Below are 25190 nucleotides of genomic sequence, written 5' to 3' on the forward strand. Positions count from 1 at the left end.
CATAATATTTATAACGGAGTCTAAAGGAGTAACGGTTTTATATACCGTTTGGTGATTTAGAAGCAGAAAAGGGAATAAGAGGTGCGGGAGAAATTGCCGGGTGGCGCTCACGCTTACCCGGCCTACGAATGGAGAGCGATTTACAACGCCAGCAGGCGCTCAACGGACGGCGCAAAGTAGTAGCCGCCGGTCACCGGGCGGGTGAAGCGCAGCATGGCGTCACGCTTACCGTCGGTATCGCCAAACATGCTCAGCAGCTGCTGTTCGATGTTGTAGAGGCGTGCGCAGTAAGCGCAGAAGTACAGGCCGTGCTTACCGCTCGCGGTGCCGTACGGCAGGCTCTGGCGAACAATCTTCAGCCCCTTACCGTCTTCTTTAAGGTCAACGCGGGACAGGTGGGAAGTGACCGGACGCGCATCGCCGTCAATCTCTTCATTGGCATCTTTGGTACGGCCAATCATCATCTCCTGGTCATGCACGCTCATGCGGTTAAGCTGCCTGAGGTTATGCTCCCAGCGCTGGACGAACACATAGCTGCCGCCCGCGTCCACGCCATCCTTGATTACAGCCACCTCGCGACGCGTCTCTTCCCCGGCCGGGTTTTCGGTGCCGTCGACGAAGCCGCTCAAATCGCGCTCTTCCACCCAGCGGAAACCGTGGATCTCTTCCTGCACGTCGATACTGTCACCAAAGGCCTCAATCGCAGCCTGAGCGACAGAAAAGTTCACGTCGTGACGCAGGGAGAGGATATGGATCAGAACGTCATACTGGGTGGCGGGCGCAAGACCTTTGCCATAAGGAATAAAGTCTTTCAGCTCTTCTGCGCCTTCGCCGCCGCTCAGATGACGCCAGACGGTGCTGCCAAAGGCGACCACCGCGCCCAGATGGGCTTCGGGGAATTTGGCCTGGAAGGTGGCCAGTTTATCAACGAAAACTTTGCTGGCCGCGCGCAGGGCATCCACGTCCCCTTTGACGTTGGCTTCAATCCAAATCGCCGCCCGGCAATGTTCTGGCAAAATGCCACTCTGAACCTGAGACATCGCTCCTCCTGAAATAAAGATGCCACGACAGCGTGGCATTGATGGCGGCTATTATACCCGGATTTCAGCGAGGCGGCTTGCTCAGGCGCAAATTACTGCTGCCAGATAATTTTGCTCACTTTCCACTTTTTCAGGGTGTCGTCAGACGGCATTAACCCTTCCGGACCGTTCCAGGTGCCGCTGAACACATAGCTAATATGCTGGCTGCCGTCGGCCTTACACTCGACCGCCACACTCTCCTCCGATGGCACACTGGCGCAGTGGCCAAACGCTTTCTGATAGAGTTCGCCAAACGGCGTTCCCACCATCACGCCACCTGAGGTCGGGATCTCTTCATCCATCACCGCAATGCGGTTGACCGTACCTTTATCGCCGTTGATGACCATTGCCACCTTGTCATCTTTCAACGCTTCGAAATAGCGCACGATGTTGCCGTTCTCGGTTTTCATGCCGCTGCGCAGGCGATAATCACTGCCGATGGCATCCTGAATGGCATCCTGATCCAGCGCCGTCGAGGCGGTGATTTTGCCCACGCCCTGCTCGGTCACTTCCATTGAGGATCCAAACCAGTTCCACGGATAGGCCGCAGACCAGTTGATGGATGAGAGCGTGGAACAGCCGGTTAACGCCAGCGGGAGAGCGCATAAAAGTAAACGCAGCGATTTCATTGAGACGTCCTTACGTAGTAAATCAACGCTTGTTGGAGTGCAGTATCGACAAAAAGTGCCGTTTTAATCTGGCTCTTGCGTAAAACAGGCGCGTAAACGGGGATTCGTGACCAGCCACAGCAGCGCGACAATATCCGCCACCACCAGTGCAATCCCGATACCGGAAAGCGGCTCGCCGTACAGCCAGAGCACGGGTTGCCAGACCAGGAGCACAAACTGCGCCAGGATCAACAGCCAGCGAAGCGCGCGCCAGAAGCGAGGAATGGCTTGCCGCCGTCCGCTGCACAGAAACGCCAGGACCGCCGGTACGCCCGGCAGTAACCCCAGCCAGAACGCATCGTGATCGGGATAAAAGAGATTCAGTAACGTATCGCCCTGCCCGCGCGACGCGCCAGCCATCACGAACAGCACCCAGGTGCGGGCCTGCAACAGCAGAACGCACCAGAACAAAAAAGGCAGACGCAGACGACCGTGAACGTCGTAGTCGCCAGGGTGGAACTCAGTACTCTTCATCTTCGATCAGGCGCTTACCCAGCGTCAGTACATCCGCGTGCTCGTAGCCCAGACGTTCATACATGCCCAGCACCACGTCGTTATCTTCCCGGACCATAATCTGGATTTTCGGGCAGCCACGGGCGATCAGTTTCTTTTCCAGACGGTTAAGCAGCGCGTTGGCGATGCCGCGCGCGCGGTATTCCGGGTGCACGCCCAGATAGTAGGCCGAGCCGCGGTGGCCGTCGTACCCACCCATCACCGTCCCGACCACTTCGCCGTTGACCTCAGCGACCAGAAACAGACTGACGTCGTGATTCACCTTCCGTTCGATGTCCATTTCCGGATCGTTCCACGGACGCAGCAGATCGCAGCGCTCCCAAAGGGTGATCACCTCTTCGAAATCTTCCTGGCGAAAAACGCGTATCTCCATGGTATTAACCGCCTTTTCGGGTTTAAAAACAGTGATTATGGCGTGAACAGGGCGTTTAGCCAATAACCGGGGAAAAACTCGCCAAAATTTGGCATAATGTCACTTTGTCACGTATTGAAATGAAAAGTAAAACAATTCTCAATAAGGACTGTCGTAACGGGAAACACGATACGATATAACACCAGGACCCCAATTTTTACAATTCAGGCCGCATGAGCACATTCAAACCATTAAAAGCACTCACATCGCGTCGTCAGGTTCTCAAAGCGGGGCTGGCGGCCTTAACGTTATCGGGTATCGCAAAGCAGGCTCAGGCAAAAGAAGAGAGCACGCTTAAAACCAGTAACGGACACAGCAAGCCGAAAACCAAAAAAGCTGGCGCAAAGCGTCTGGTCATGCTCGATCCGGGCCACGGCGGGATCGACACCGGCGCCATTGGCCGAAACGGGTCGAAAGAAAAACACGTCGTGCTGGCAATTGCAAAAAATGTGCGCGCAATTTTACGCAGCAACGGTATTGACGCCCGCCTGACGCGCACGGGCGACACGTTTATCCCGCTGTACGATCGCGTGGAGATTGCCCACAAGCACGGCGCAGACCTGTTTATGTCCATTCACGCGGATGGCTTCACAAACCCTTCCGCCGCAGGCGCCTCGGTATTTGCGCTCTCCAACCGTGGCGCCAGTAGCGCCATGGCGAAATACCTCTCCGATCGCGAAAACCGGGCGGATGAAGTGGCCGGGAAAAAAGCCACCGACAAAGACCATCTGTTGCAGCAGGTTCTGTTCGATCTCGTGCAGACCGATACCATCAAAAACAGCCTGACGCTCGGCTCGCATATCCTCAAACGGATTAAGCCCGTGCACCGTCTGCACAGTAAAAGCACCGAGCAGGCCGCGTTTGTGGTGCTGAAGTCACCGTCTATTCCGTCCGTGCTGGTGGAAACCTCGTTCATTACCAACCCGGAAGAAGAGCGTTTACTCGGCACTAAGGCGTTTCGTCAGAAGATCGCGAACGCCATCGCCTCCGGGGTCATCAGTTATTTCAACTGGTTCGATAATCAAAAAGCGCACTCCAGGAAACGTTGATGAAACCGAATGCACAGCTGGTCAAAACTTTCCTGATGCAGCTCCAGGACGCGATTTGCCAGAAACTGACCGCCGCAGACGGCGGTGAATTCCAGGAAGACACCTGGCAGCGCGAAGCGGGCGGCGGCGGGCGCAGCCGCGTGCTGCGTAACGGCGGTATTTTTGAACAGGCCGGGGTCAACTTCTCCCACGTCCACGGTGATGCAATGCCAGCGTCCGCCACGGCGCATCGGCCTGAACTGGCGGGCCGCAGCTTCGAGGCGATGGGCGTATCGCTGGTGGTGCATCCGCATAACCCGTTTGTGCCAACCAGCCACGCCAACGTGCGCTTTTTCATCGCGGAAAAACCGGGAGCCGATCCGGTCTGGTGGTTTGGCGGCGGTTTCGACTTAACGCCTTACTATGGCTTTAAAGAGGACGCCGTGCACTGGCACACCACCGCGCGCGACCTCTGCCTGCCGTTTGGCGAAGACGTTTACCCGAAATACAAAAAGTGGTGCGATGATTATTTCTATCTGAAGCATCGCGACGAGCAGCGCGGCATCGGCGGGCTGTTCTTTGACGATCTCAACACGCCGGATTTTGATACCGCGTTCAGCTTTATGCGCGCGGTGGGTGAAGGCTTTACCGACGCCTATCTTCCGATTGTCGAACGCCGCAAAGACACCGACTACGGCGTGCGCGAGCGTGAGTTCCAGCTCTACCGTCGCGGGCGCTATGTGGAGTTTAATCTGGTGTGGGATCGCGGGACGCTGTTTGGCCTGCAAACCGGCGGGCGCACGGAGTCCATTCTGATGTCGATGCCGCCGCTGGTGCGCTGGGAATACAGCTACGCGCCAAAAGAAGGCAGCCCGGAGGCTGCCTTGAGTGAGTTTATTAAGGTTCGGGACTGGGTTTAACCCTTACCCCTCACCCCGGCCCTCTCCCCAAAGGGGCGAGGGTGAAAAGACGGCTCAGAGCAGTCCCCTCTCCCCTATGGGGAGAGGGTTAGGGTGAGGGGCGAGGGCAATAAATTACAGCGGCTGCGTCTGTGCCTCAACCACCGCCAGCGCCACCATGTTGACGATACGACGCACGGAGGCAATCGGCGTTAACACATGTACCGGTTTTGACACCCCCATCAGTACCGGCCCGACGGTCACACCTTCAGAACTCGACACGCGCAGCAGGTTGTAGCTGATACGCGCCGCTTCCACGTTCGGCATAATCAGCACGTTCGCCGAGCCTTTCAGCGGGCTGTCCGGCATACGTTCATTACGAATACTCTCCACCAGCGCGGCGTCGCCGTGCATCTCGCCGTCGATCATCAGCTCCGGCGCACGCTCGCGCACCAGGTCCAGCGTCTGGCGCATTTTGCACGCCGCCGCGGATTTGGATGACCCGAAGTTTGAGTGCGACAGCAGCGCCACTTTCGGCTCGATACCAAAGCGGCGCACGGTTTCCGCCGCCATCACGGTGATTTCCGCCAGTTCGTCCGGGGAGGGATCGTCGTTGACGTAGGTATCGGCGATAAAGGTGTTACCGCTTGGCAGCAGCAGCGCGTTCATTGCGCCGGCAGTATGGACGCCCTCGCGATAGCCGAAGATCTCCTGTACCACGCTGAAATGCTCATGGTACTCGCCGATGGTGCCGCAGATCAGCGCATCCGCCTCACCGCGATGAACCATGATCGCGCCGATCACCGTGGTGTTGCTGATCACCGCCCGCTGCGCCTGCTCCTGGGTGATCCCGCGACGCTTCATGATCGAATAGTATTCGTTCCAGTACTCTTTGAAGCGCGGATCGGATTCGTTGTTAACGATCTCAAAGTCCACGCCCGGCTTTATTTGCAGGCCGAGCTTCTGAATACGCATCTCGATCACGCTCGGACGACCAATCAGGATCGGTTTCGCCAGCCCTAAGGTGATCAGCTCCTGCGTGGCATGCAGCACGCGCGCCTCTTCCCCTTCCGCCAGCACCACGCGCTTCGCGTCGGCGCGCGCCTGGGAGAAGATCGGCTTCATAAACAGGTTGGTTTTGTAAACGAACTCGGTGAGTTTATCGACGTAGGCATCGAAATCTTCAATCGGCCGCGTCGCCACGCCGGAGTCCATCGCCGCTTTGGCCACCGCTGGCGCGATCTTCACGATCAGACGCGGGTCAAATGGTTTAGGGATGATGTAGTCGGGGCCGAAGCTCAGATCCTGATCGCCGTAGGCGGAGGCCACCACTTCGCTCTGCTCGGCGTGCGCCAGCTCTGCGATAGCATGAACGGCAGCCAGCTTCATCTCTTCGTTGATCGCCGTAGCGCCGACGTCCAGCGCCCCGCGGAAGATGAACGGGAAGCAGAGCACGTTGTTCACCTGGTTCGGGTAGTCCGAACGTCCGGTGCAGATGATAGCGTCTTCACGCACCGCCTTCGCCAGCGGCGGCAGAATTTCCGGCTCCGGGTTCGCCAGAGCCAGGATCATTGGCGCGCGCGCCATCTTCTGCACCATCTCCTGGGTCAGCACTTTCGGGCCTGAACAGCCGAGGAAAATGTCAGCACCGTCAATCACGTCTTCAAGCGTGCGCTTGCCGTCGTCTTCCACCGCATAGGCCGCCTTGGTTTCCGCCATGTTTGGCTCGCGGTCTTTGTAGATCACGCCCTTGGAGTCGCAGACCACAATATTATGCTTCTGCATGCCCAGCGCCACCAGCAGGTTCATACAGGCGATGGCCGCGGCGCCTGCGCCGGAGACCACCATGCGCACGTCGGAGAGATTTTTCTCTACCACGCGCAGGCCGTTCAGAATGGCGGCGGTACTGATAATCGCCGTGCCGTGCTGGTCGTCATGGAACACGGGAATGTTCATACGCTCGCGCAGCTTCTGCTCGATATAGAAACATTCCGGCGCTTTGATGTCTTCCAGGTTGATGCCGCCGAAGGTCGGCTCCAGCGCCGCCACCACGTTGATGAATTTATCCGGATCCAGTTCGTCCACTTCGATATCGAAGACGTCGATACCGGCAAATTTCTTAAACAGAACGCCTTTCCCTTCCATCACCGGCTTACCAGCCAGCGCACCGATGTTCCCTAACCCCAGCACCGCCGTACCGTTAGAGATAACGGCCACCAGGTTACCGCGCGCGGTGTATTTGTACGCTGCCAGCGGATCTTTTTCGATTTCCAGGCACGGAGCAGCCACGCCCGGCGAGTAGGCCAGCGCCAGATCGCGCTGGGTCGCCAGCGGTTTGGTCGGGGATACCTGGATTTTACCCGGAACAGGAAACTCGTGAAAATCGAGAGCGCTTTGTTTTAACTGATCATCCATCTTGTTATTCCTTTCACGTTTCGGTCAAAAAGGGTGATGTCGACGTTCCTATGCACACCCTGGTGTGCCGCATAGTATCGCCGCAGGCAGGCTCCTAAACTTTGAAGGCTGCCAAACTCTCACCATTGCAGAATAAAAATTGTTATCAATTTATAACAGCCATGTTACCCGTCTCAGAAAGCAATGCCTCCCCCGTCTGCTATGCTTTTTTGTTAAGTCCATCATGATTTTCTCAGAAGTGTGAACTAACGCACTCGACTAACTCTTTTATTTCCAAGGAGTAATTATGAACCAGCTAGACGGCATCAAACAATTTACCACCGTGGTTGCAGACAGCGGCGACATCGAGTCGATTCGTCACTACCAGCCGGAAGACGCGACCACCAATCCCTCTCTGCTACTCAAGGCGGCCGGTCTTGCGCACTTTAGTCATCTGATTGATGACGCCCTTGCCTACGGCAAACAGCGCGGGAAAACGCAGGAACAGCAGGTCGCCGAAGCCAGCGACAAGCTGGCGGTCAATATCGGTGCGGAAATTCTTAAAAGCATACCGGGACGCGTCTCTACCGAAGTGGACGCCCGGCTCTCGTTCGACCAGGAAAAAAGCATTAACAAGGCCCGCCGCATAGTGGAACTCTACCAGGAGCAGGGGATCGATAAGTCACGCATTCTGATCAAGCTTGCGTCTACCTGGGAAGGCATCCGCGCGGCGGAAGTGCTGGAGAAAGAGGGGATCCACTGCAACCTGACGCTACTGTTCTCCTTCGCCCAGGCGCGTGCCTGCGCCGAAGCGGGCGTGTTCCTGATTTCACCGTTTGTCGGGCGTATCTACGACTGGTATCAGGCGAAACAGCCAATGGATCCGTACGTGGTGGAAGAAGATCCTGGCGTAAAATCGGTGCGTAATATCTACGATTATTACAAGCAGCATCGCTACGAGACCATCGTGATGGGGGCCAGCTTCCGCCGCACCGAGCAGATCCTGGCGCTCGCGGGCTGTGACCGTCTGACCATCTCTCCTGACCTGCTGAAAAAGCTTCAGGAGAGTGAAGAGACGGTGATCCGCAAGCTGGTACCGACCTCTACCGTTCTGCCCAAACCGAAACCCATGACCGAAGCGGAATTCCGCTGGGAGCACAATCAGGATCCAATGGCCTTGGAAAAACTGGCAGATGGCATCCGCCAGTTCGCCGTCGACCAGCGCAAACTCGAAGATCTTCTCGCCGCCAAACTTTAACCTTGCCACGGAGTGAACTATGTCCCGTAAAGAGCTCGCCAACGCCATTCGCGCCCTCAGCATGGATGCCGTACAAAAAGCCAATTCCGGCCACCCTGGCGCCCCCATGGGTATGGCTGATATTGCCGAAGTGCTGTGGAACGACTTCCTGAAGCACAACCCGACCGATCCGACCTGGTACGATCGCGACCGTTTTATTCTCTCCAACGGTCACGCCTCGATGCTGCTCTACAGCCTGCTGCACCTTTCCGGCTACGACCTGCCGCTTGAGGAGTTAAAAAACTTCCGCCAGCTGCACTCCAAAACGCCGGGCCACCCGGAGATCGGCTATACGCCGGGTGTTGAAACCACTACCGGCCCGCTGGGACAGGGGCTGGCGAATGCCGTCGGCCTGGCGATTGCAGAGCGTACGCTGGCCGCGCAGTTCAACCAGCCCGACCACGAGATTGTCGATCACTACACCTATGTCTTTATGGGTGATGGCTGCCTGATGGAGGGGATCTCCCACGAGGTCTGCTCGCTGGCGGGCACCCTGGGGCTGGGCAAGCTGATTGGCTTCTACGATCACAACGGTATCTCCATTGACGGGGAAACCGAGGGCTGGTTTACCGACGACACGGCAAAACGCTTTGAAGCCTATCACTGGCACGTGGTGCACGAAATCGACGGTCACGATCCTGAGGCGGTGAAAAAAGCGATTCAGGAAGCGCAGAGCGTAAAGGACAAACCGTCCCTGATCGTCTGCCGCACCACCATCGGCTTCGGCTCGCCGAACAAAGCGGGTAAAGAAGAGGCGCACGGCGCGGCGCTGGGTGAAGAGGAAGTGGCGCTGACCCGCCAGAAACTGGGCTGGAAACACCCGGCCTTTGAGATCCCAAAAGAGATCTACAGGGCCTGGGATGCTCGCGAAACAGGTGAAAAAGCGCAGCAGGCCTGGAACGAGAAGTTTGCTGCCTACAAAAAAGCGTATCCAGAGCTGGCGGCCGAATTTAACCGCCGCATGAGCGGTGGCCTGCCGGAAGACTGGGAAGAGAAAACTCAGGCGCTGATTGAAAACCTGCAATCTAACCCGGCGAAAATTGCCACCCGTAAGGCGTCACAAAACACCCTGAACGCGATTGGCCCTGTCCTGCCCGAACTGCTGGGCGGCTCGGCGGATCTGGCGCCAAGTAACCTCACCATCTGGTCTGGCTCTAAATCCCTGAAGGAAGACATTGCCGGAAACTATATCCACTACGGCGTGCGCGAGTTCGGGATGACCGCCATTGCCAACGGTATCGCCCACCATGGCGGCTTCGTGCCGTACACCGCCACCTTCCTGATGTTTGTCGAATATGCCCGTAACGCGGCGCGTATGGCGGCCCTGATGAAGGCGCGGCAAATCATGGTGTATACCCACGACTCCATCGGACTGGGTGAAGATGGGCCGACGCACCAGGCGGTAGAGCAGCTGGCGAGCCTGCGCCTGACGCCAAACTTCAGTACCTGGCGTCCGTGCGATCAGGTTGAAGCGGCTGTGGGCTGGAAGCTGGCCGTAGAGCGCCATAACGGACCCACAGCGCTGATCCTGTCGCGCCAGAACCTGGCGCAGATCGAGCGCACGCCGGAGCAGGTGAAAAATATCGCCCGCGGCGGGTACATCCTGAAAGACAGCGGCGGTAAACCGGACGTGATCCTGATTGCCACCGGTTCAGAGGTGGAAATCACGGTAAAAGCGGCCGAGAAACTGACCGCCGAGGGTCACGCGGTGCGCGTGGTTTCCCTGCCTTCAACGGATATCTTTGATGCCCAGGATGAGGCGTACCGCGAATCGGTGTTGCCTTCAAACGTCGCGGCGCGCGTGGCGGTTGAAGCTGGCATTGCCGACTACTGGTACAAATATGTGGGTCTGAAAGGGGCGATTGTCGGCATGAAGGGTTACGGTGAATCCGCCCCGGCCGATAAGCTGTTCCCGTACTTCGGCTTTACCGTTGAGAACGTGGTGGAGAAGGCGCTGAGCGTGCTGTAGTGCCGTCTTCGTGCCCGGTGGCAGCTACGACTTACCGGGCCTACAAATCGCTAAAACGTAGGCCGGGTAAGCGACAGCGCCCTACCTTGTGATCCACAGCGTGGGCCAGGCATCTGGCCCATTCCAGTTATCGCAGCTTGGCTCTTCCGCGTAGCGCACCAGGCGGAAGCGCTGGCCGTTAAAACGCCAGCGGGTCTGGATCCCACAGTCGCCAATCCCGCGTCCCAGTGCCAGCGTGGTCAGCTCGCGCGTTTTTTCATCGAAGCTGGCATTCATCAGCTCCATGTCGCTACTCTGGCTGGAAGGGGTAAACGGCAGGCGCAATCTCACGCTTCTGGCAGCAAACGGTTTTTTACGCGACACCAGCCACGCCAGATCGACGGTGTTGTACGCCCCCGCCTCACAGCTGATGATCATCAGCGCTTTGTCATCGGTCAACGCGGTCACGCGCACTTCACGCCGGTTCGGATCGAGGGAGCACTGGCTGTGGTTCATGCGCCAGGTACCGTAATCCAGCAGATCGTTAAGTTCGTTATGCGTCAGCGGCGTTGGCGTGGGGTTCACCACTGCCACCTTTTTTAATGCCGGCGCAGGCGGCACGCTCAGCGGTGGACTATCTCCTTTTTTAATCCATGCCGTTTCACTTCCGACGCGTTTTTGCTGGGCATCAATAAACAGCAGCGCCGCTTTCAGACCGGCCAGAGAGATTGTCTGCTTCCCCCCGCGCAGGGTCAGCGCCTGCCCCTCCTGAATGGTTTTCAGAAACGTGGTGATGGTGCCCGTATCGTCTGTTTTAAGATGCCAGGGGGTTAACTGCCAGTGTTGCGACGTGAGCTGAAGCGGCACATTGTCGAGCAGCAGGCGCGGGGCAATGTCAGGCTCTTTCACCGGAGGCGTCGAAAGACCGCCGAGATCGATGCGCAGGCTGGCGTCCGTTTTTGCCCCCGCACTGCGGCTCAGCGTCATGACCAGACCGCGATGCTCGCCGGTGTTGCGCGCTACGCAGAAATTCTGGTTATTGCAGGTCACCTGCCAGTCTGAAAAAGACTGCTGCGCAGGCGCAGCCCACACCAAAGGTGCGGGAAGCACGCAAATGAAGAAGAGAAAAATAACGCAGTAGCGCATGAACGGCACAGCCCCGGAAACGAATAGGTCAATCTGGGGCGTATCTTCGTGCCCTGGGCGGGCTGGCTCAATCGGATTTATCGGATAGATTTATCTGAAATACAACTTATCACGCTACCGACGCAGCATTCATCAAACCGCTGGTTTGCAGATACTGCAACAGGATCACCGCTTTACCGTCGCGGATCTCGCCGCTTTTCACCATGTCGACAGCCTGAGCGAAAGGCATTTCCAGCACTTCAATGTCTTCATCGTCCACGCCACCGCCCCGGTGCGTGCGCTGGGCATCGGTGTACTCCGCAATGAAGAAGTGAACCAGCTCGGTAACCCCGCCAGGGGACATAAACAGCTCAAAGACTTTCTGCACCGCCCCCACCTCAAAGCCCGTCTCTTCAATGGCTTCTTTGCGGATACACACTTCCGGCTCATCGTCGTCCAGCAGACCTGCACAGGTTTCAATCAGACGTCCGTCCGCGTTGCCATTGACCCATGTCGCGATGCGAAACTGGCGGATCAGCACCACGCTTTGCTTTTCACGGTTATACAGCAGAATGGTTGCACCATTGCCCCGGTCGTAGACTTCGCGTTTATGGCGAATGACGTCCCCGCTCTTACGGGTGAGATCGTAAGTGATGTTACGCAGGACAAAGTAATTTTCAGAAAGGATTTTGTCTTTAATAACGGTAATGTTCAGGGACATACGGGCTCCACGGCAAAATGAGTCTGTTTATACTACGCCGTGATGCCCGCTTTGTCGCCCGTCTGCGTTAATGCATGTTGCGCGGCGGCACGCCAAGCCAGTCCATGATCCCCTGCGCGGCATGGCGCCCTTCCGCCATCGCGGTGACCACCAGATCCGCACCACGTACCGCATCACCGCCAGCAAAAATCTGCGGATTCGAGGTCTGGTAACGATAACGGCTCTCCACGGAGGCCCTGATGCGCCCCCAGTCGTCGGTTTCGACGCCCTGCGCCTGAAGCCACGGCATGGCGTGCGGATTAAACCCAAACGCCATGATCACCGCATCCGCTGGCATGACAAACTCACTGCCCGCCACCGGGACAGGACGACGCCGCCCCTGCGCATCCGGCTCGCCCAGACGGGTGCGCAGCATCCGGATACCCTTGACCTTCCCGTCGTCATCCAGCGTGAGCTCAACCGGCTGGACATTAAATTCAAACGCCGCGCCCTCTTCTTTCGCGTTTTTAACCTCTTTCTTTGAGCCCGGCATGTTGGCCTCGTCCCGCCGATAGGCGCAGGTTACTTTCGCCGCGCCATGTCGCAGCGCGGTGCGCACGCAGTCCATCGCCGTATCGCCCCCGCCCAGCACCACCACGTTTAACCCCTGCGTGTCGATAAACGGCTCGTCTGCGGCAGGATCAAGGCCCATCACGTTCCGCGTGTTCGCCACTAAAAACGGCAGCGCGTCGTACACGCCCGGCGCGTCTTCATGAGGGATACCTGCTTTCATGGAACGATAGGTCCCTACGCCGATGAACAGGGCATCGTAGTCGTTTTGCAGTTGGACCATCGACACGTCTTTTCCCACCTCGCAGTTCAGCTCGAAGCGGATACCCATCGCGCTGAATATCTCTCTGCGCCGCGCTAACAGGGATTTATCCAGCTTGAAGGCCGGAATACCAAAGGTCAGCAATCCGCCGATTTCTGGATGGCGATCGTAGACCGTCACACCGATGCCGCTGCGCACCAGTACGTCGGCACAGGCCAGCCCTGCCGGACCGGCACCGATGATGGCGACGCGCTTACCGACCGGTTTAACGTGGCTGACGTCCGGCGTCCAGCCCATCGCCAGCGCCCGATCCGAGATATATCGTTCGATATTACCGATGGTTACCGCCCCTGACGCATCCCGCAGGGTGCAGGCGCCTTCACATAATCGATCCTGTGGACAGACGCGGCCGGTAATTTCCGGTAAACAGTTAGTCTGGTGAGAAAGCTCAGCCGCACCGATGATATCCCCCGCCCTGATCCGCTCAATCCACTGCGGAATATGGTTATGCAGCGGGCAGGTCCACTCGCAAATGCTGTGGTCGCCACATTTCAGGCACCGGGATGCTTCGCGCTGCGCCTGTTCCGGGCGAAACGGCAAGTAGATCTCGTTAAAATGGCCGGCGCGCGCGTCGGGGCTGAGCTTATCCGGCTCACCGCGCGCCGGGGTGTTTTGCATCTGTTGCCGTTTGGTTTGCGGAGGGGCTGATTGAACCGCCTCGCTGTGCCACGGCAGCGCGTCCAGCCTTGCGCTGCGCTGTCGGCGCTGTTTAACCAGCTTATCCAGCACGGCTGGGGTGGCGAGCGTAAGCACCTCCGCCGGGCAGTTTTCAACGCAGGCCGGGCCTTGCGGCCTTTCCAGGCAGAGGTCGCATTTGTGCGCCGAGGCCTTTACGCTGTCGTTTTCAAGCGGGGTGATCAGCATGTCCATCGTGCCAAACGGGCAGGCCACCACGCAGGCTTTACAGCCAATGCATTTTTGTTGATTGACCTGTACGCTGTCGCTGTGTTGCGTGATGGCTCCGTTCGGGCAGCTTTGCGCGCAGGGCGCATTTTCACAGTGGTGGCAGGTCACTGGGCTTTTTCGCAAGCCAGAGGTAAGGACCGTAATGCGGGGATGAAAATGGCGCTCGCTCAGCGCGTGCTGCTCCCCGTTGTGCGCCATCACACAGGCAACTTCGCAGGCGCGACAACCGATACACTGTTGAGCGTTGGCCATAATAAAACGATTCATAACAACACCTGTTTTTGGTTCAATAACCTTATTCTTTTTATTGTTATCGTATTTACCCACAGCGGCATGGCGACGCAATGTTCAAATGCCCAGGAAGGCGAACTATTTCCAGTGAACCTGTGGCAGATCAATTTAATTCAGGAAGCTGATGAGTGACCGTTAAACGCCCCGTATCGGGAAGCCTGGCTCGGGCTTTCTTTTCGATGATTGTCTTGTCCGTTCTGATCAGCGCCATTGCGCTGGTTACACTCGCCAGCAGCCAGCGTGACGCCGAGGCGATTAACATCGCCGGATCGCTGCGCATGCAGAGCTACCGCCTGGGCTACGAAATGCAGCGCGCCAGCCCGTCACTGGCAGAGCACCGCGCGGTCTGGCAGAAAACGCTGAGCGCGCCTGCGTTGCAGAAGCTAAACCGCTGGTATGTGCCAGAGGACGTCAAACAGCGTTACCAGCAGTTGCAGCTTGGCTGGCAGGAGATGGACACGCGTATCGCCAGCGGCGATACCGGGTGGTATCAGAGCCACATAGAGGATTTTGTGGGCCGGATAGATACCTTTGTGCTGGCGCTACAGCACTACACCGAACATAAGATACAGCTGGTGATTTTCATGTCGCTGACGGGCGGCCTGGGCATCCTGCTGCTGGCGGTGATGACCCTGCGGCGCATCCGCCGTCAGGTTGTGCTGCCGCTGAATAATCTGGTGGCAGCGAGCGAGCGTATCGAACAGGGGCAGTTCGATACCCCCGCGCCGGATATTATGCTTCCCAACGAGCTGGGCCAGCTTTCCCGCGCCTTCAACCATATGTCGGCGGAATTACACACCCTGTACCGTTCCCTGGAGCACTCCGTTGCCGAAAAAACCCGCCACCTGAATGAAGCGCATCAGCAGCTTGAAATGCTGTTCAAATGCTCACAGGCGTTGAATACCGGGCAGATAGACAGCCACTGCTTCCGGCATATTTTGCAAATTGTGCATGACTATACGCAGATGAATTACCTGCAATTGCGCACCAGTGACGACTGGCAGCTTTACGAAGGACAGGAGTCCCCGGGCGAGAAAATGCACAATTTACCGGTATTAATGCAGGACACCCTGTACGGCGAACTGCGCTGGCAAAGCGCGACCGGGGATGTTCCGCTGCCGCTCATGGAAAGCGTGGCGACGATGCTGGGCCGGGGACTCTATTTCAATCAGGCGCAGAAACATTATCAGCAGTTGCTGCTGATGGAAGAGCGCGCCACCATCGCGCGCGAGTTGCATGATTCGCTGGCGCAGGTGCTCTCCTATTTGCGTATTCAGCTTACGCTGCTGAAGCATGCCGTGCCGGGCGACAATGCCCCGGCGCAGACCATCATTACGGACTTCTCCCGCGAGCTGAATAACGCCTGGCATCAGCTACGCGAGCTGCTCACCACCTTCCGCCTGACGCTCAACCACGCCAATCTTCCTGCCGCGCTACAGGAGTCTCTCGACGGTTTGCAAAGCCAGACCAGCGCGAAGCTGGTGCTCGACTGCCGTCTCTCATCGCTTGCGCTGGACGCGCAAAAACAGGTGCACCTCTTACAGATTGTGCGTGAGGCAGTGCTGAATGCGATTAAACATGCCGACGCCAGCGAGATTGTGGTCAGCTGCGTCACCACCGCGGACGGTACTCACACGGTCACGATCCGCGACAACGGTATTGGTATCGGCGACGTCAGTGAACCGCCGGGGCATTACGGGCTGAATATCATGCGCGAACGCGCGGGACGGCTCGGCGGAACATTACACTTTTCTCAGCCGCCACAGGGCGGTACACAGGTCAGCGTGACGTTCCGGACACCTGCGGCGCAGGCTGAAAAATAGCGGGAAAGAAGGCGCGCTGAAAAAAGCGCATGATAATTTACATTATCTCCTTTATTTCTCCACGTTTGACCTGGGCCTTACCGCTAAAGTTAGGCGGGCAATAAACAATAATGACGTGCAGCAAAACGAGGTCACATTTTAATGGCGAATTTTTTCATCGATCGCCCCATTTTTGCCTGGGTGCTAGCAATCCTGTTGTGTCTGACGGGTGTCCTGGCGATTACTTCCCTTCCTGTTGAGCAATACCCCGACCTCGCCCCCCCTAACGTGCGTATCACGGCGAACTACCCTGGCGCCTCGGCACAGACGCTGGAAAATACCGTCACGCAGGTTATCGAGCAGAACATGACGGGTCTTGATAACCTGATGTACATGTCCTCGCAGAGCAGCGCCACGGGCCAGGCGACGGTAACCCTGAGCTTTACGGCGGGCACGGATCCGGACGAAGCGGTGCAGCAGGTGCAAAACCAGCTGCAATCGGCCCTGCGTAAACTGCCTCAGGCGGTGCAGAACCAGGGGGTGACCGTGCGTAAGACCGGTGACACCAATATTTTGACCATCGCGTTTGTTTCAACCGATGGCTCGATGGATAAGCAGGACATCGCGGACTACGTCGCCAGTAATATTCAGGACCCGCTCAGCCGTATCAACGGCGTGGGTGATATCGACGCCTACGGCTCGCAGTATTCCATGCGTATCTGGCTGGATCCCAACAAGCTGAACAGCGTGCAGATGACCGCCAAAGATGTCACCGACGCCATCGAATCGCAGAACGCTCAGATTGCCGTGGGGCAGCTCGGTGGTACGCCGTCCGTGGATAACCAGGCGCTTAACGCCACCATCAACTCCCAGTCGCTGCTCCAGACGCCTGAACAGTTCCGCAATATCACTCTGCGCGTGAATCAGGACGGTTCGGAAGTGCGTCTGGGGGATGTCGCCACCGTGGAAATGGGGGCGGAAAAATATGACTACCTGAGCCGCTTTAACGGCAATGCTGCGTCCGGCCTGGGGGTGAAACTGGCCTCCGGCGCTAACGAAATGGCGACCGCGCAGCGGGTGTTAGAGCGTCTGGATGAGCTGTCGCATTACTTCCCGCACGGACTGGAGTACAAAGTCGCCTACGAAACCACCTCATTCGTAAAAGCCTCCATCGAAGATGTGGTGAAAACCCTGCTCGAAGCTATCGCGCTGGTGTTCCTCGTGATGTACCTGTTCCTGCAAAACTTCCGCGCCACGCTGATCCCCACCATTGCGGTGCCGGTGGTGTTGCTGGGAACCTTTGCGGTGCTGTATGCCTTCGGTTACAGCATCAACACCCTGACCATGTTTGCCATGGTGCTGGCCATCGGCCTGCTGGTGGATGATGCCATCGTGGTGGTGGAAAACGTCGAGCGCATCATGAGCGAGGAAGGGCTTTCGCCCCGCGAGGCCACGCGCAAATCGATGGGACAAATTCAGGGTGCGCTGGTCGGTATCGCCATGGTGCTGTCGGCGGTATTTATCCCGATGGCGTTTTTTGGCGGCACTACGGGCGCGATTTATCGCCAGTTCTCGATCACCATCGTCTCTGCGATGGTGCTCTCCGTACTGGTGGCGATGATCCTTACCCCTGCTCTGTGCTCGACGCTGCTCAAACCGCTGCATAAGGGCGAACACCACGGTCAAAAAGGCTTCTTCGGCTGGTTTAACCGCATGTTTAACCGAAATGCGGCGCGCTATGAAGCGGGCGTGGGTAAAGTACTGCACCGCAGCGTGCGCTGGATGGTGGTCTATGTCCTGCTGCTCGGCGGCATGGTCTTCTTATTCCTGCGGCTGCCAACCTCGTTCCTGCCGCTGGAAGATCGCGGCATGTTTATCACCTCCGTACAGTTACCGAGCGGCTCGACCCAGCAGCAGACCCTGAAAGTGGTGCAGAAGGTTGAGAACTACTTCCATACTCAGGAGAAGGATAACGTGGTCTCCGTCTTCTCCACCGTCGGCTCTGGCCCTGGCGGTAACGGGCAGAATGTGGCGCGTATGTTTGTGCGCCTGAAAGACTGGGACCAGCGCGACAGCGATAGCGGCTCCTCCTTTGCCATCATTGAACGTGCAACTAAAGCGTTCAACAAAATCAAGGAAGCGCGCGTTTTCGCCAGCAGCCCGCCCGCTATCAGTGGCCTGGGCAGCTCAGCCGGATTTGATATGGAGCTTCAGGATCACGCGGGTGCCGGGCATGACGCGTTGATGGCAGCTCGCGATAAACTGCTCGAGCTGGCCGGGAAAGATCCGCAGCTTACCCGCGTTCGTCATAACGGTCTGGATGACAGCCCTCAGCTACAGGTGGATATCGACCAGCGTAAAGCGCAGGCGCTGGGCGTCTCCATCGACGACATTAACGACACCCTGCAAACGGCATGGGGCTCAAGCTACGTGAATGACTTTATGGATCGCGGTCGCGTGAAAAAGGTCTACGTTCAGTCTGCTGCCAAATACCGCATGCTGCCGGACGATATCAACCGCTGGTATGTGCGCAATAACACCGGCGGCATGGTGCCGTTCTCGGCGTTTGCGACGTCACGCTGGGAGACCGGTTCGCCGCGTCTGGAGCGTTACAACGGCTATTCGGCGCTGGAGATTGTCGGTGAAGCCGCGCCTGGCGTCAGTACCGGTACTGCAATGGACATTATGGAAAAACTAGTTCAGCAGTTACCGACCGGCTTTGGCCTGGAGTGGACGGCGATGTCCTACCAGGAACGGCTTTCCGGCGCGCAGGCGCCTGCCCTGTATGCCCTTTCGTTGCTGGTAGTGTTCCTCTGCCTGGCGGCGTTGTATGAAAGCTGGTCAGTGCCGTTCTCGGTAATGCTGGTGGTGCCTCTCGGGGTCATCGGCGCGCTGCTGGCAACCTGGATGCGTGGCCTGGAAAACGATGTCTATTTCCAGGTCGGACTCCTCACCGTAATCGGATTGTCGGCGAAAAACGCCATTCTGATCGTCGAATTTGCCAATGAGATGAATGCCAAAGGTCACGAACTGATGGCCGCCACGCTGCACGCCTGTCGTCAGCGCCTGCGCCCGATCCTGATGACTTCTCTGGCGTTTGTGTTTGGCGTCCTGCCGATGGCCACCAGCTCCGGCGCAGGCTCCAGCAGCCAGCACGCGGTGGGAACGGGCGTTATGGGGGGAATGATTTCCGCGACGATTCTGGCTATCTATTTCGTACCGCTGTTCTTTGTGCTGATACGCCGTCGTTTCCCGCTGAAGGATAAGCCGGAATAACCCGTTGAAATAAAAAAAGGCGGCTTTACAGGCCGCCTTTTTATTGTGTGATTCTTTCACACTATGGTTATTTTAGTTAATTAAGTGCTCTTGCATTTCTTACCGGAAATTCATTTACGAAGCATGCCTTCGATAAAATCTTTCCAGTTCCCCAGTTCATGTTCAATCATAACAACCTCTCTTATTATTATGTGCATTCTACGAAAACGTATCATCATTGTGAAGTCACTTTAACCGATTGCTGTGATTGAGCCCCGCTGTGCTAGTAGGTTTAGGATCACTATGAGCGTTGCCGGGTAAATTTTATGTGACCCACAGCAATATTTTGAAATAGTCAGAAAAATGACAGCATTTTTAATTTCCCCCTGAGTTTATTGGCAATTTATACAGAGTGGACAACTATGCTTAAAAGATGGAACACTATTCAGCGTACAGCTGTTCGTTGAATTATGGAGAATTGTAAATCACGAAAAATTCCGAATATGTTATATTCCACTTAAGGATATATCTTCGAAAATATTGAACATTTAACCCACACAAGAACAAAAGGATTCACTATGGTTGTGATGTACGGCATTAAGAATTGCGATACGATTAAAAAAGCCCGCCGCTGGCTGGAAGCACACAACATCGACTATCGCTTCCATGATTACCGTGCCGACGGGCTTGACCCTGCGTTTCTCCATTCCGCCATCAATGAACTGGGCTGGGAAGCGCTGCTGAACACCCGCGGGACCACCTGGCGAAAACTGGATGAATCTCTCCGGGCCACGATCAACAACGCCGACAGCGCAGCCAAACTGATGCTTGAAATGCCGGCAATCATCAAACGCCCATTGCTCTGCAAGCCAGGTCAGCCTATGCTGCTGGGTTTCAGTGAAACCCTTTATTCAGATTTATTCGTTGAGGTGTAGTCTATGTCATGCCCGGTCATTGAGCTGACTCAGCAGCTTATTCGCCGTCCTTCCCTTAGCCCGGACGACGCAGGTTGTCAGGCATTAATGATTGAGCGCCTGCGTGCCATCGGTTTTACCGTCGAGCACATGGATTTTGGCGATACGCAGAACTTCTGGGCATGGCGCGGTCAGGGGGAGACGCTGGCGTTTGCCGGACATACCGACGTAGTTCCCGCAGGCGACGCAGACCGCTGGATCAACCCGCCTTTTGAGCCAACCATCCGCGACGGCATGCTTTTCGGACGCGGCGCTGCGGATATGAAAGGTTCCCTGGCTGCGATGGTCGTGGCGGCAGAGCGTTTCGTCGCCCAGCATCCGAACCATAAAAACCGTCTTGCGTTTTTGATTACCTCCGATGAAGAAGCCAGCGCCCACAACGGCACCGTGAAGGTCGTTGAGGCGCTGATGGCGCGCAATGAACGTCTGGACTACTGTCTGGTGGGCGAACCGTCCAGTACCGAAGTGGTGGGCGATGTGGTGAAAAATGGCCGCCGTGGATCCCTGACCTGCAATTTGACCATTCATGGCGTGCAGGGCCATGTTGCCTATCCGCACCTGGCGGATAACCCGGTACACCGCGCCGCGCCGATGCTGAACGAACTGGTGGGCATTGAATGGGATAAAGGCAACGAATTTTTCCCGCCAACCAGCATGCAGATAGCCAACATCAAGGCCGGCACCGGCAGCAACAACGTCATTCCCGGCGATCTCTTCGTCCAGTTTAACTTCCGCTTCAGCACCGAACTGACCGACGAGATGATCAAAGCACGCGTGATTGCGATGCTCGAAAAATACCAGCTGCGCTATACCCTCGACTGGTGGCTGTCTGGCCAGCCGTTCCTGACGCAGCGCGGTAAACTGGTGGATGCGGTAGTGAACGCCATCGCGCACTATAATGAGATTAAGCCACAGCTGCTGACAACGGGCGGCACGTCTGACGGACGCTTTATCGCCCGCATGGGCGCACAGGTTGTCGAACTGGGTCCGGTTAACGCGACGATTCACAAAATCAATGAATGCGTGAACGCTGCCGATTTACAACTGCTGGCCCGCATGTATCAACGTATTATGGAGCAGCTCGTCGCCTGACGGGTGCTTAAAGAGGATTAGCGAATGGACTGGCTTTCAAAGTACTGGTGGATTCTGGTGTTGGTGTTTCTGGTAGGCGTGCTGCTTAACGTGATTAAAGATCTCAAGCGCGTTGACCACAAAAAGTTCCTTGCCAACAAACCGGATCTTCCGCCGCACCGTGATTTTAACGACAAGTGGGACGATGAAGACGACTGGCCGAAGAAGGACCAGAAGAAGTAATCGCTCTGTTTTCCCTCTCCCTAAGGAGAGGGGAAACCTCACATAAACTCGACGATATCATCGTCATTCGGCTTACCGCCGCTGAGCGCTTCATCAAAGTAGTGCTTCGGTACGGTATAACGCAGATGATCGAGCGCGAACTGCATGCTGCGATCGTCAATGGCATGCCCCAGATCGTCCACGATATCCAGCGTCACATCCCCGCCTTCACGCATCAGCGCGTCCTGGGCCGCAACCGCATGCGAAAGCTCAATTACCCGGTCTTCACCCCCATGAATGAGATGGATCGTGGTCTGCGTGGTCGCGCTTTGCGGTAACGTCGCAAAACGCCCATTGAAGGCAATCACGCGGGACACCAGTCCGGGCTGCGCTTTTACGCTTTCCAGCGACATGATTGAGCCCTGAGAGAAGCCAATCAGCGCTGTTGCATTGGCACCTACGCCGCTCTGCTGCTGCCAGTAACGCACGGTATCGATAAAGGCTGGCATAACGGCATCAATACGTGCCTGACGATTTTCCTCCGTCACGCCCTCGACGGAAAACCACTGCCGCCCGTCCGGACCGCAGGGCTCCACGCCGCCGATACTGACGATCAGCGCGTGTGGGAAAACGGGTGCAAACCAGCTGCCAATCTGTCCCATATTGACGGCATTGTCGCCCACGCCATGAAACAGAAGCAGTAGCTGTTTAGCAGGTGTATCCGGGCTTTGCACAACAAAATGGTCATGTTTCATGGCGATCTCCTTAATTGTTAAGCAGGATTTTACGCCTCTGCGGGGTAATGACCATGCCACTTTACTGAAGAAGTCATTGAAAAAATTGCCATTGCAAAATGTCGGCTTTCAGCCGCTGGCTACGAGAGTAATCAAGCCTTTCAAGCGCGTGAGCGGTTTCCTCGCGTAGCTTCGCCAGCAACGCTTTGCGCCCGAAATCGTGCGTATTCCCTTCCATTTTCCCACGCAGCGCCGGGAGCGGCATATCCACGGCAAACAACAATCGCGTTAGCGCCGCAACCGAGGTTGAAAACGCCCGGTGCGCAAAGGCAAACCCCGCCAGCTCCAGCCAGTCGTCACTATTAAGGGTAGCTTCCCATGCATCCATCACCGGGATCTTTTCGCCATTCCAGGCCGACAGGACGCGCATATCACGACATAAACGCTGATGCGCCTCTTCGCAGAGCTGATGCCCCGCCTCGCTCAGCGGCAGCAACGCCATCGCCGTATAGCACCCGCTGCTGGCCTCCCGGTGGCTGCCCATTCGCACCAGCACAAACCCGCACTGCCGCCAGAAACGCCACAGCTCGTCGGTATAGCCAAAGCTGACCGAGAGATAATCTTCTCCGCTGGCACTGCGGATCAGCCCCTGGCCGATGCCTTCCCGCTGGCGATGAGGATGAACCGCAATACGGCTGACGCGTCGGCCTTTCAGCGTCGCCGCGAGAGGCGATCCGCCGTGGGCAGCCAGCGACTGTGCCACCAGATTTCCACGCGGCCGACGAAATCCCGCCCACACCGCGCGACTAAGCTCTGGGGATAAGCCGCCCTCCTCCACCAGCCAGAGCGCGCCAGCGATCTCCGCGCCCGCCTGAGCAACAGCAAAGTGCTGGCCGGGGGCGTCCATCATCCGGCGTAAATCGAGGGGTGACGTCCGGTAGTGCGCGGCACACAGCAGTTCATACACGCCTGCCCCGCGCGCCGGATCGCTCTCCCACACCCCGGGCTCCAGCGACGTTAAACTTACCTCCCCTGCCGGTTTGCGATCGATAAGCGCATCGTCGAACAGCAGCGCGTTCGCCACGATTCGCTCAAGAGGACATCCGGCAGCCCAGCGTACAGGGGTTGATAAGGTATATCGCCGCAGACCGCTGAACCGGGCGCAGAACTTCAGCAGGAATCCCCTGCCCGTGCCTTCATAACCCTGCACCGTAGTGGTCAACAACACGCGGGAAAAGCGCATCGTCAGTTTCTCGAGCAGCGGGCCGGGGATGGCGGCCGCCTCATCGACAATCAGCCAGTCAGCTTCTGTTGTGGAGGCCAGCAGCGCATCCGGGGCCATAAAGTGAAAATGTTCCCCGGCGAAACGCGCGATGACATCCGTCGCCCCTTTTGCCGGTGCGGTCACTACAGCACTACCCTGAATGCCGTTGAGCAACATGCCCGCCAGGGCGGACTTTCCTCGTCCGCGCGGGGCCGTCACGGCAGCCACGCCAGCAGGCATGGTCAGAAGCGCGTCGAGGATCGCAGCCTGCTCGCGCTGCGGTTCACCGCTGGCGGGCTGCCAGGCGGGTAAATCTGGCGCAACGGGAAGGCACAGCGGACGATGTTGATGCCAGACGATAGCATCTGAATCGGCGGCCAGCGTCCGGCAAAAATGGTAAACAAAGTGCGGGGTGGCGATCGGCTCGGCGCTGTCGCTCCAGCGTAGAGAATCCGCGTCGGGCCTGTTAGCCCAGACGGAGAACGGCGGCACCAGCAGCACCAGAAGGCTTCCGGCGCGCAGGGTCCCGCTGAGGGCGGCGAAGGCCGAGACGTCAAACCCGCGACGCGCGTCAAAAACGGCGTGCAGATATTCACGTCCCAGCAGGCCGCTGATGGCCTTAAAGGGGTTTTCCTCCAGCCACAGCCAGTCTCCTGGTAACGTATCGCGCAGGATGGTCGCCTGGCTCAACGTCCACGCTTCATCGCCGCTAAGCACCACCAGCCGGCGGTGCCCGGTACGCTGAAGCTGGTTAACCAGCTGTTCAACCCCCAACATCACATAGCTTTGCCGAAGGTATTACACTGCGACGGGTTGCCGCTGTCAAAGCCACGCTTAAACCAGCTGTAGCGCTGCTCTGAGGTGCCATGGGTAAAGCTGTCCGGCACAACGCGCCCCTGGCTTTGCTGCTGCAAGCGATCGTCACCAATCGCCTGTGCGGCATTCAGGGCCTCTTCCAGATCGCCTGTTTCCAGCACGCCCTGCTGCTGCATGCTATGTCCCCAGACGCCAGCGAAGCAGTCGGCCTGAAGCTCCATGCGTACGGAGAGATGATTCACCTCCGCCTGAGACGCATTCTGCTGCATCTGACGCACTTTAGGTTCAATGCCGAGGAGCTTCTGCACATGGTGGCCGACTTCATGCGCGATCACGTAGCCCTGGGCAAAATCGCCGTCGGCGCCCAGCTTGCTTTTCATGTCGTCATAGAAGGAGAGATCGATATAGACGGTGCTGTCCGCCGGGCAGTAGAACGGCCCCATAACGGACTGCCCGGTGCCGCAGCCCGTGCGGGTTGCTCCCCGGTACATCACCAGTTTTGGCGGCTGATAAGTCCGCCCCATTTTCTCGAACTGCTGACCCCAGGTATCTTCAGTCGTCGCGAGAATAACGGAAGTAAATTTCGCCGCTTCATCTTCATTCGGGCTGATGGAGCGCTGAGAATACTGCTGCTGTTGCCCGGTTTCACCGGTCATCAAACCGGTCAGGTCGACACCGTAGTAGCCCGCTACCAGCACGACGACCAGCAGAATAATACCGCCCTTGCCGCTGGGTAACCGGAAACCTGGCCCGCCCATAGACGGCCCACCGCCACCACTGCTGCGTCTGTCTTCTACGTTGTCACTTTCACGACGCCCTTGCCAGCGCATAAACACCTCGAACTATTCCATTTATAATAGCTATGATCGTAGGCGGTTAATGAAAGGATTACCATAGTAA

Annotated in this window: 21 protein-coding genes; 9 read left to right on the forward strand and 12 right to left on the reverse strand. The window is 57.3% G+C overall.

Translation table 11 applies throughout. From position 1 onward, the window contains the following. Positions 1 to 140 precede the first annotated feature (140 nt). From ACQG11_RS02605 to ACQG11_RS02620, 4 genes are all read right to left on the reverse strand, one after another. The gene (locus tag ACQG11_RS02605; RefSeq protein WP_426728151.1) at positions 141 to 1040 is read right to left on the reverse strand and encodes a Dyp-type peroxidase; all 900 of its coding nucleotides are present in this window, start codon (positions 1038 to 1040) and stop codon (positions 141 to 143) included. Positions 1041 to 1132: 92 nt separating this feature from the next. After that, a complete protein-coding gene (locus tag ACQG11_RS02610) occupies positions 1133 to 1708 on the reverse strand; it encodes an RpoE-regulated lipoprotein (RefSeq protein ID WP_193543918.1) in 576 nt (191 codons plus the stop codon). 63 nt (positions 1709 to 1771) lie between these two features. Continuing rightward, complete coding sequence (locus ACQG11_RS02615) at positions 1772 to 2221, reverse strand: DUF2919 domain-containing protein (protein WP_023300664.1); 450 nt, start codon at positions 2219 to 2221, stop codon at positions 1772 to 1774. Continuing rightward, positions 2208 to 2633, reverse strand: a complete 426-nt coding sequence (locus tag ACQG11_RS02620) for a GNAT family acetyltransferase (protein WP_003861292.1) — start codon at positions 2631 to 2633, stop codon at positions 2208 to 2210. Before ACQG11_RS02620 ends, ACQG11_RS02615 begins: the two co-directional genes overlap by 14 nt. Before the next feature lie 212 nt (positions 2634 to 2845). On the opposite strand from ACQG11_RS02620, the gene amiA reads away from it, so the two are divergent. Together amiA and hemF are read left to right on the forward strand one after the other, a co-directional pair. Then, positions 2846 to 3721 carry an N-acetylmuramoyl-L-alanine amidase AmiA gene (gene amiA / locus ACQG11_RS02625; protein ID WP_023306670.1) on the forward strand — a complete coding sequence of 292 codons (876 nt, stop codon included), beginning with the start codon at positions 2846 to 2848 and terminating at the stop codon, positions 3719 to 3721. Further along, positions 3721 to 4620 carry an oxygen-dependent coproporphyrinogen oxidase gene (hemF, locus tag ACQG11_RS02630; RefSeq protein WP_022648957.1) on the forward strand — a complete coding sequence of 300 codons (900 nt, stop codon included), beginning with the start codon at positions 3721 to 3723 and terminating at the stop codon, positions 4618 to 4620. Before amiA ends, hemF begins: the two co-directional genes overlap by 1 nt. Before the next feature lie 114 nt (positions 4621 to 4734). On the opposite strand, the gene maeB is transcribed toward hemF, so the two are convergent. Further along, on the reverse strand, positions 4735 to 7014 hold the full coding sequence (maeB, locus tag ACQG11_RS02635) for an NADP-dependent oxaloacetate-decarboxylating malate dehydrogenase (protein ID WP_023300666.1): 2280 nt from the start codon (positions 7012 to 7014) through the stop codon (positions 4735 to 4737). A gap of 286 nt (positions 7015 to 7300) precedes the next feature. Here maeB and tal point away from each other — a divergent pair, with 286 nt between their 5' ends. Together tal and tkt are read left to right on the forward strand one after the other, a co-directional pair. After that, a complete protein-coding gene (gene tal / locus ACQG11_RS02640; protein ID WP_426728152.1) occupies positions 7301 to 8251 on the forward strand; it encodes a transaldolase in 951 nt (316 codons plus the stop codon). 19 nt (positions 8252 to 8270) lie between these two features. Further along, on the forward strand, positions 8271 to 10259 hold the full coding sequence (gene tkt / locus ACQG11_RS02645; RefSeq protein ID WP_022648960.1) for a transketolase: 1989 nt from the start codon (positions 8271 to 8273) through the stop codon (positions 10257 to 10259). A gap of 81 nt (positions 10260 to 10340) precedes the next feature. Here the strand turns inward: tkt and ACQG11_RS02650 are convergent, their stop codons facing one another. From ACQG11_RS02650 to aegA, 3 genes are all read right to left on the reverse strand, one after another. Beyond that, positions 10341 to 11384: a DUF1176 domain-containing protein gene (locus tag ACQG11_RS02650; protein WP_023306673.1), complete on the reverse strand. Its 1044-nt coding sequence runs from the start codon at positions 11382 to 11384 to the stop codon at positions 10341 to 10343. A 109-nt stretch (positions 11385 to 11493) separates the two neighbouring features. After that, on the reverse strand, positions 11494 to 12084 hold the full coding sequence (gene nudK / locus ACQG11_RS02655) for a GDP-mannose pyrophosphatase NudK (RefSeq protein WP_022648962.1): 591 nt from the start codon (positions 12082 to 12084) through the stop codon (positions 11494 to 11496). 67 nt (positions 12085 to 12151) lie between these two features. Continuing rightward, positions 12152 to 14128, reverse strand: a complete 1977-nt coding sequence (aegA, locus tag ACQG11_RS02660; RefSeq protein WP_426728153.1) for a formate-dependent uric acid utilization protein AegA — start codon at positions 14126 to 14128, stop codon at positions 12152 to 12154. Between the two features lie 152 nt (positions 14129 to 14280). Here aegA and narQ point away from each other — a divergent pair, with 152 nt between their 5' ends. Next, positions 14281 to 15975, forward strand: coding sequence for a nitrate/nitrite two-component system sensor histidine kinase NarQ (narQ, locus tag ACQG11_RS02665; protein WP_426728154.1), 1695 nt, complete (start codon positions 14281 to 14283; stop codon positions 15973 to 15975). A 141-nt stretch (positions 15976 to 16116) separates the two neighbouring features. Next, entirely contained in the window at positions 16117 to 19230 is a 3114-nt protein-coding gene (gene acrD, locus ACQG11_RS02670; RefSeq protein ID WP_022648965.1) for a multidrug efflux RND transporter permease AcrD, read from the forward strand. Positions 19231 to 19340: 110 nt separating this feature from the next. Here acrD and ypfM read toward each other — a convergent pair whose 3' ends face one another. Next, positions 19341 to 19400: a protein YpfM gene (gene ypfM / locus ACQG11_RS02675; protein ID WP_100181659.1), complete on the reverse strand. Its 60-nt coding sequence runs from the start codon at positions 19398 to 19400 to the stop codon at positions 19341 to 19343. A 387-nt stretch (positions 19401 to 19787) separates the two neighbouring features. On the opposite strand from ypfM, the gene ACQG11_RS02680 reads away from it, so the two are divergent. From ACQG11_RS02680 to ACQG11_RS02690, 3 genes are read left to right on the forward strand one after another with little or no spacing between them, the layout of a single operon-like run. Beyond that, complete coding sequence (locus tag ACQG11_RS02680; RefSeq protein ID WP_045309148.1) at positions 19788 to 20144, forward strand: ArsC family reductase; 357 nt, start codon at positions 19788 to 19790, stop codon at positions 20142 to 20144. Positions 20145 to 20147: 3 nt separating this feature from the next. Further along, entirely contained in the window at positions 20148 to 21275 is a 1128-nt protein-coding gene (dapE, locus tag ACQG11_RS02685) for a succinyl-diaminopimelate desuccinylase (RefSeq protein ID WP_023306677.1), read from the forward strand. Positions 21276 to 21299: 24 nt separating this feature from the next. After that, a complete protein-coding gene (locus tag ACQG11_RS02690; protein ID WP_000383991.1) occupies positions 21300 to 21497 on the forward strand; it encodes a YpfN family protein in 198 nt (65 codons plus the stop codon). Positions 21498 to 21535: 38 nt separating this feature from the next. Here ACQG11_RS02690 and ypfH read toward each other — a convergent pair whose 3' ends face one another. The 3 genes from ypfH to ypfJ form a co-directional block, all read right to left on the reverse strand. Continuing rightward, a complete protein-coding gene (gene ypfH / locus ACQG11_RS02695; protein ID WP_276350502.1) occupies positions 21536 to 22231 on the reverse strand; it encodes an esterase in 696 nt (231 codons plus the stop codon). A 73-nt stretch (positions 22232 to 22304) separates the two neighbouring features. Continuing rightward, on the reverse strand, positions 22305 to 24251 hold the full coding sequence (locus tag ACQG11_RS02700; RefSeq protein ID WP_426728155.1) for a tRNA(Met) cytidine acetyltransferase TmcA: 1947 nt from the start codon (positions 24249 to 24251) through the stop codon (positions 22305 to 22307). Further along, positions 24251 to 25120 (reverse strand): KPN_02809 family neutral zinc metallopeptidase, encoded by an 870-nt coding sequence (ypfJ, locus tag ACQG11_RS02705; RefSeq protein ID WP_022648970.1) that lies wholly within the window; start codon positions 25118 to 25120, stop codon positions 24251 to 24253. The genes ACQG11_RS02700 and ypfJ overlap by 1 nt, the downstream gene beginning before the upstream one ends. Positions 25121 to 25190: the final 70 nt, after the last annotated feature.

This window comes from Enterobacter cloacae complex sp. 372C4 (assembly GCF_050030615.1).
GTDB lineage: Bacteria > Pseudomonadota > Gammaproteobacteria > Enterobacterales > Enterobacteriaceae > Enterobacter > Enterobacter intestinihominis.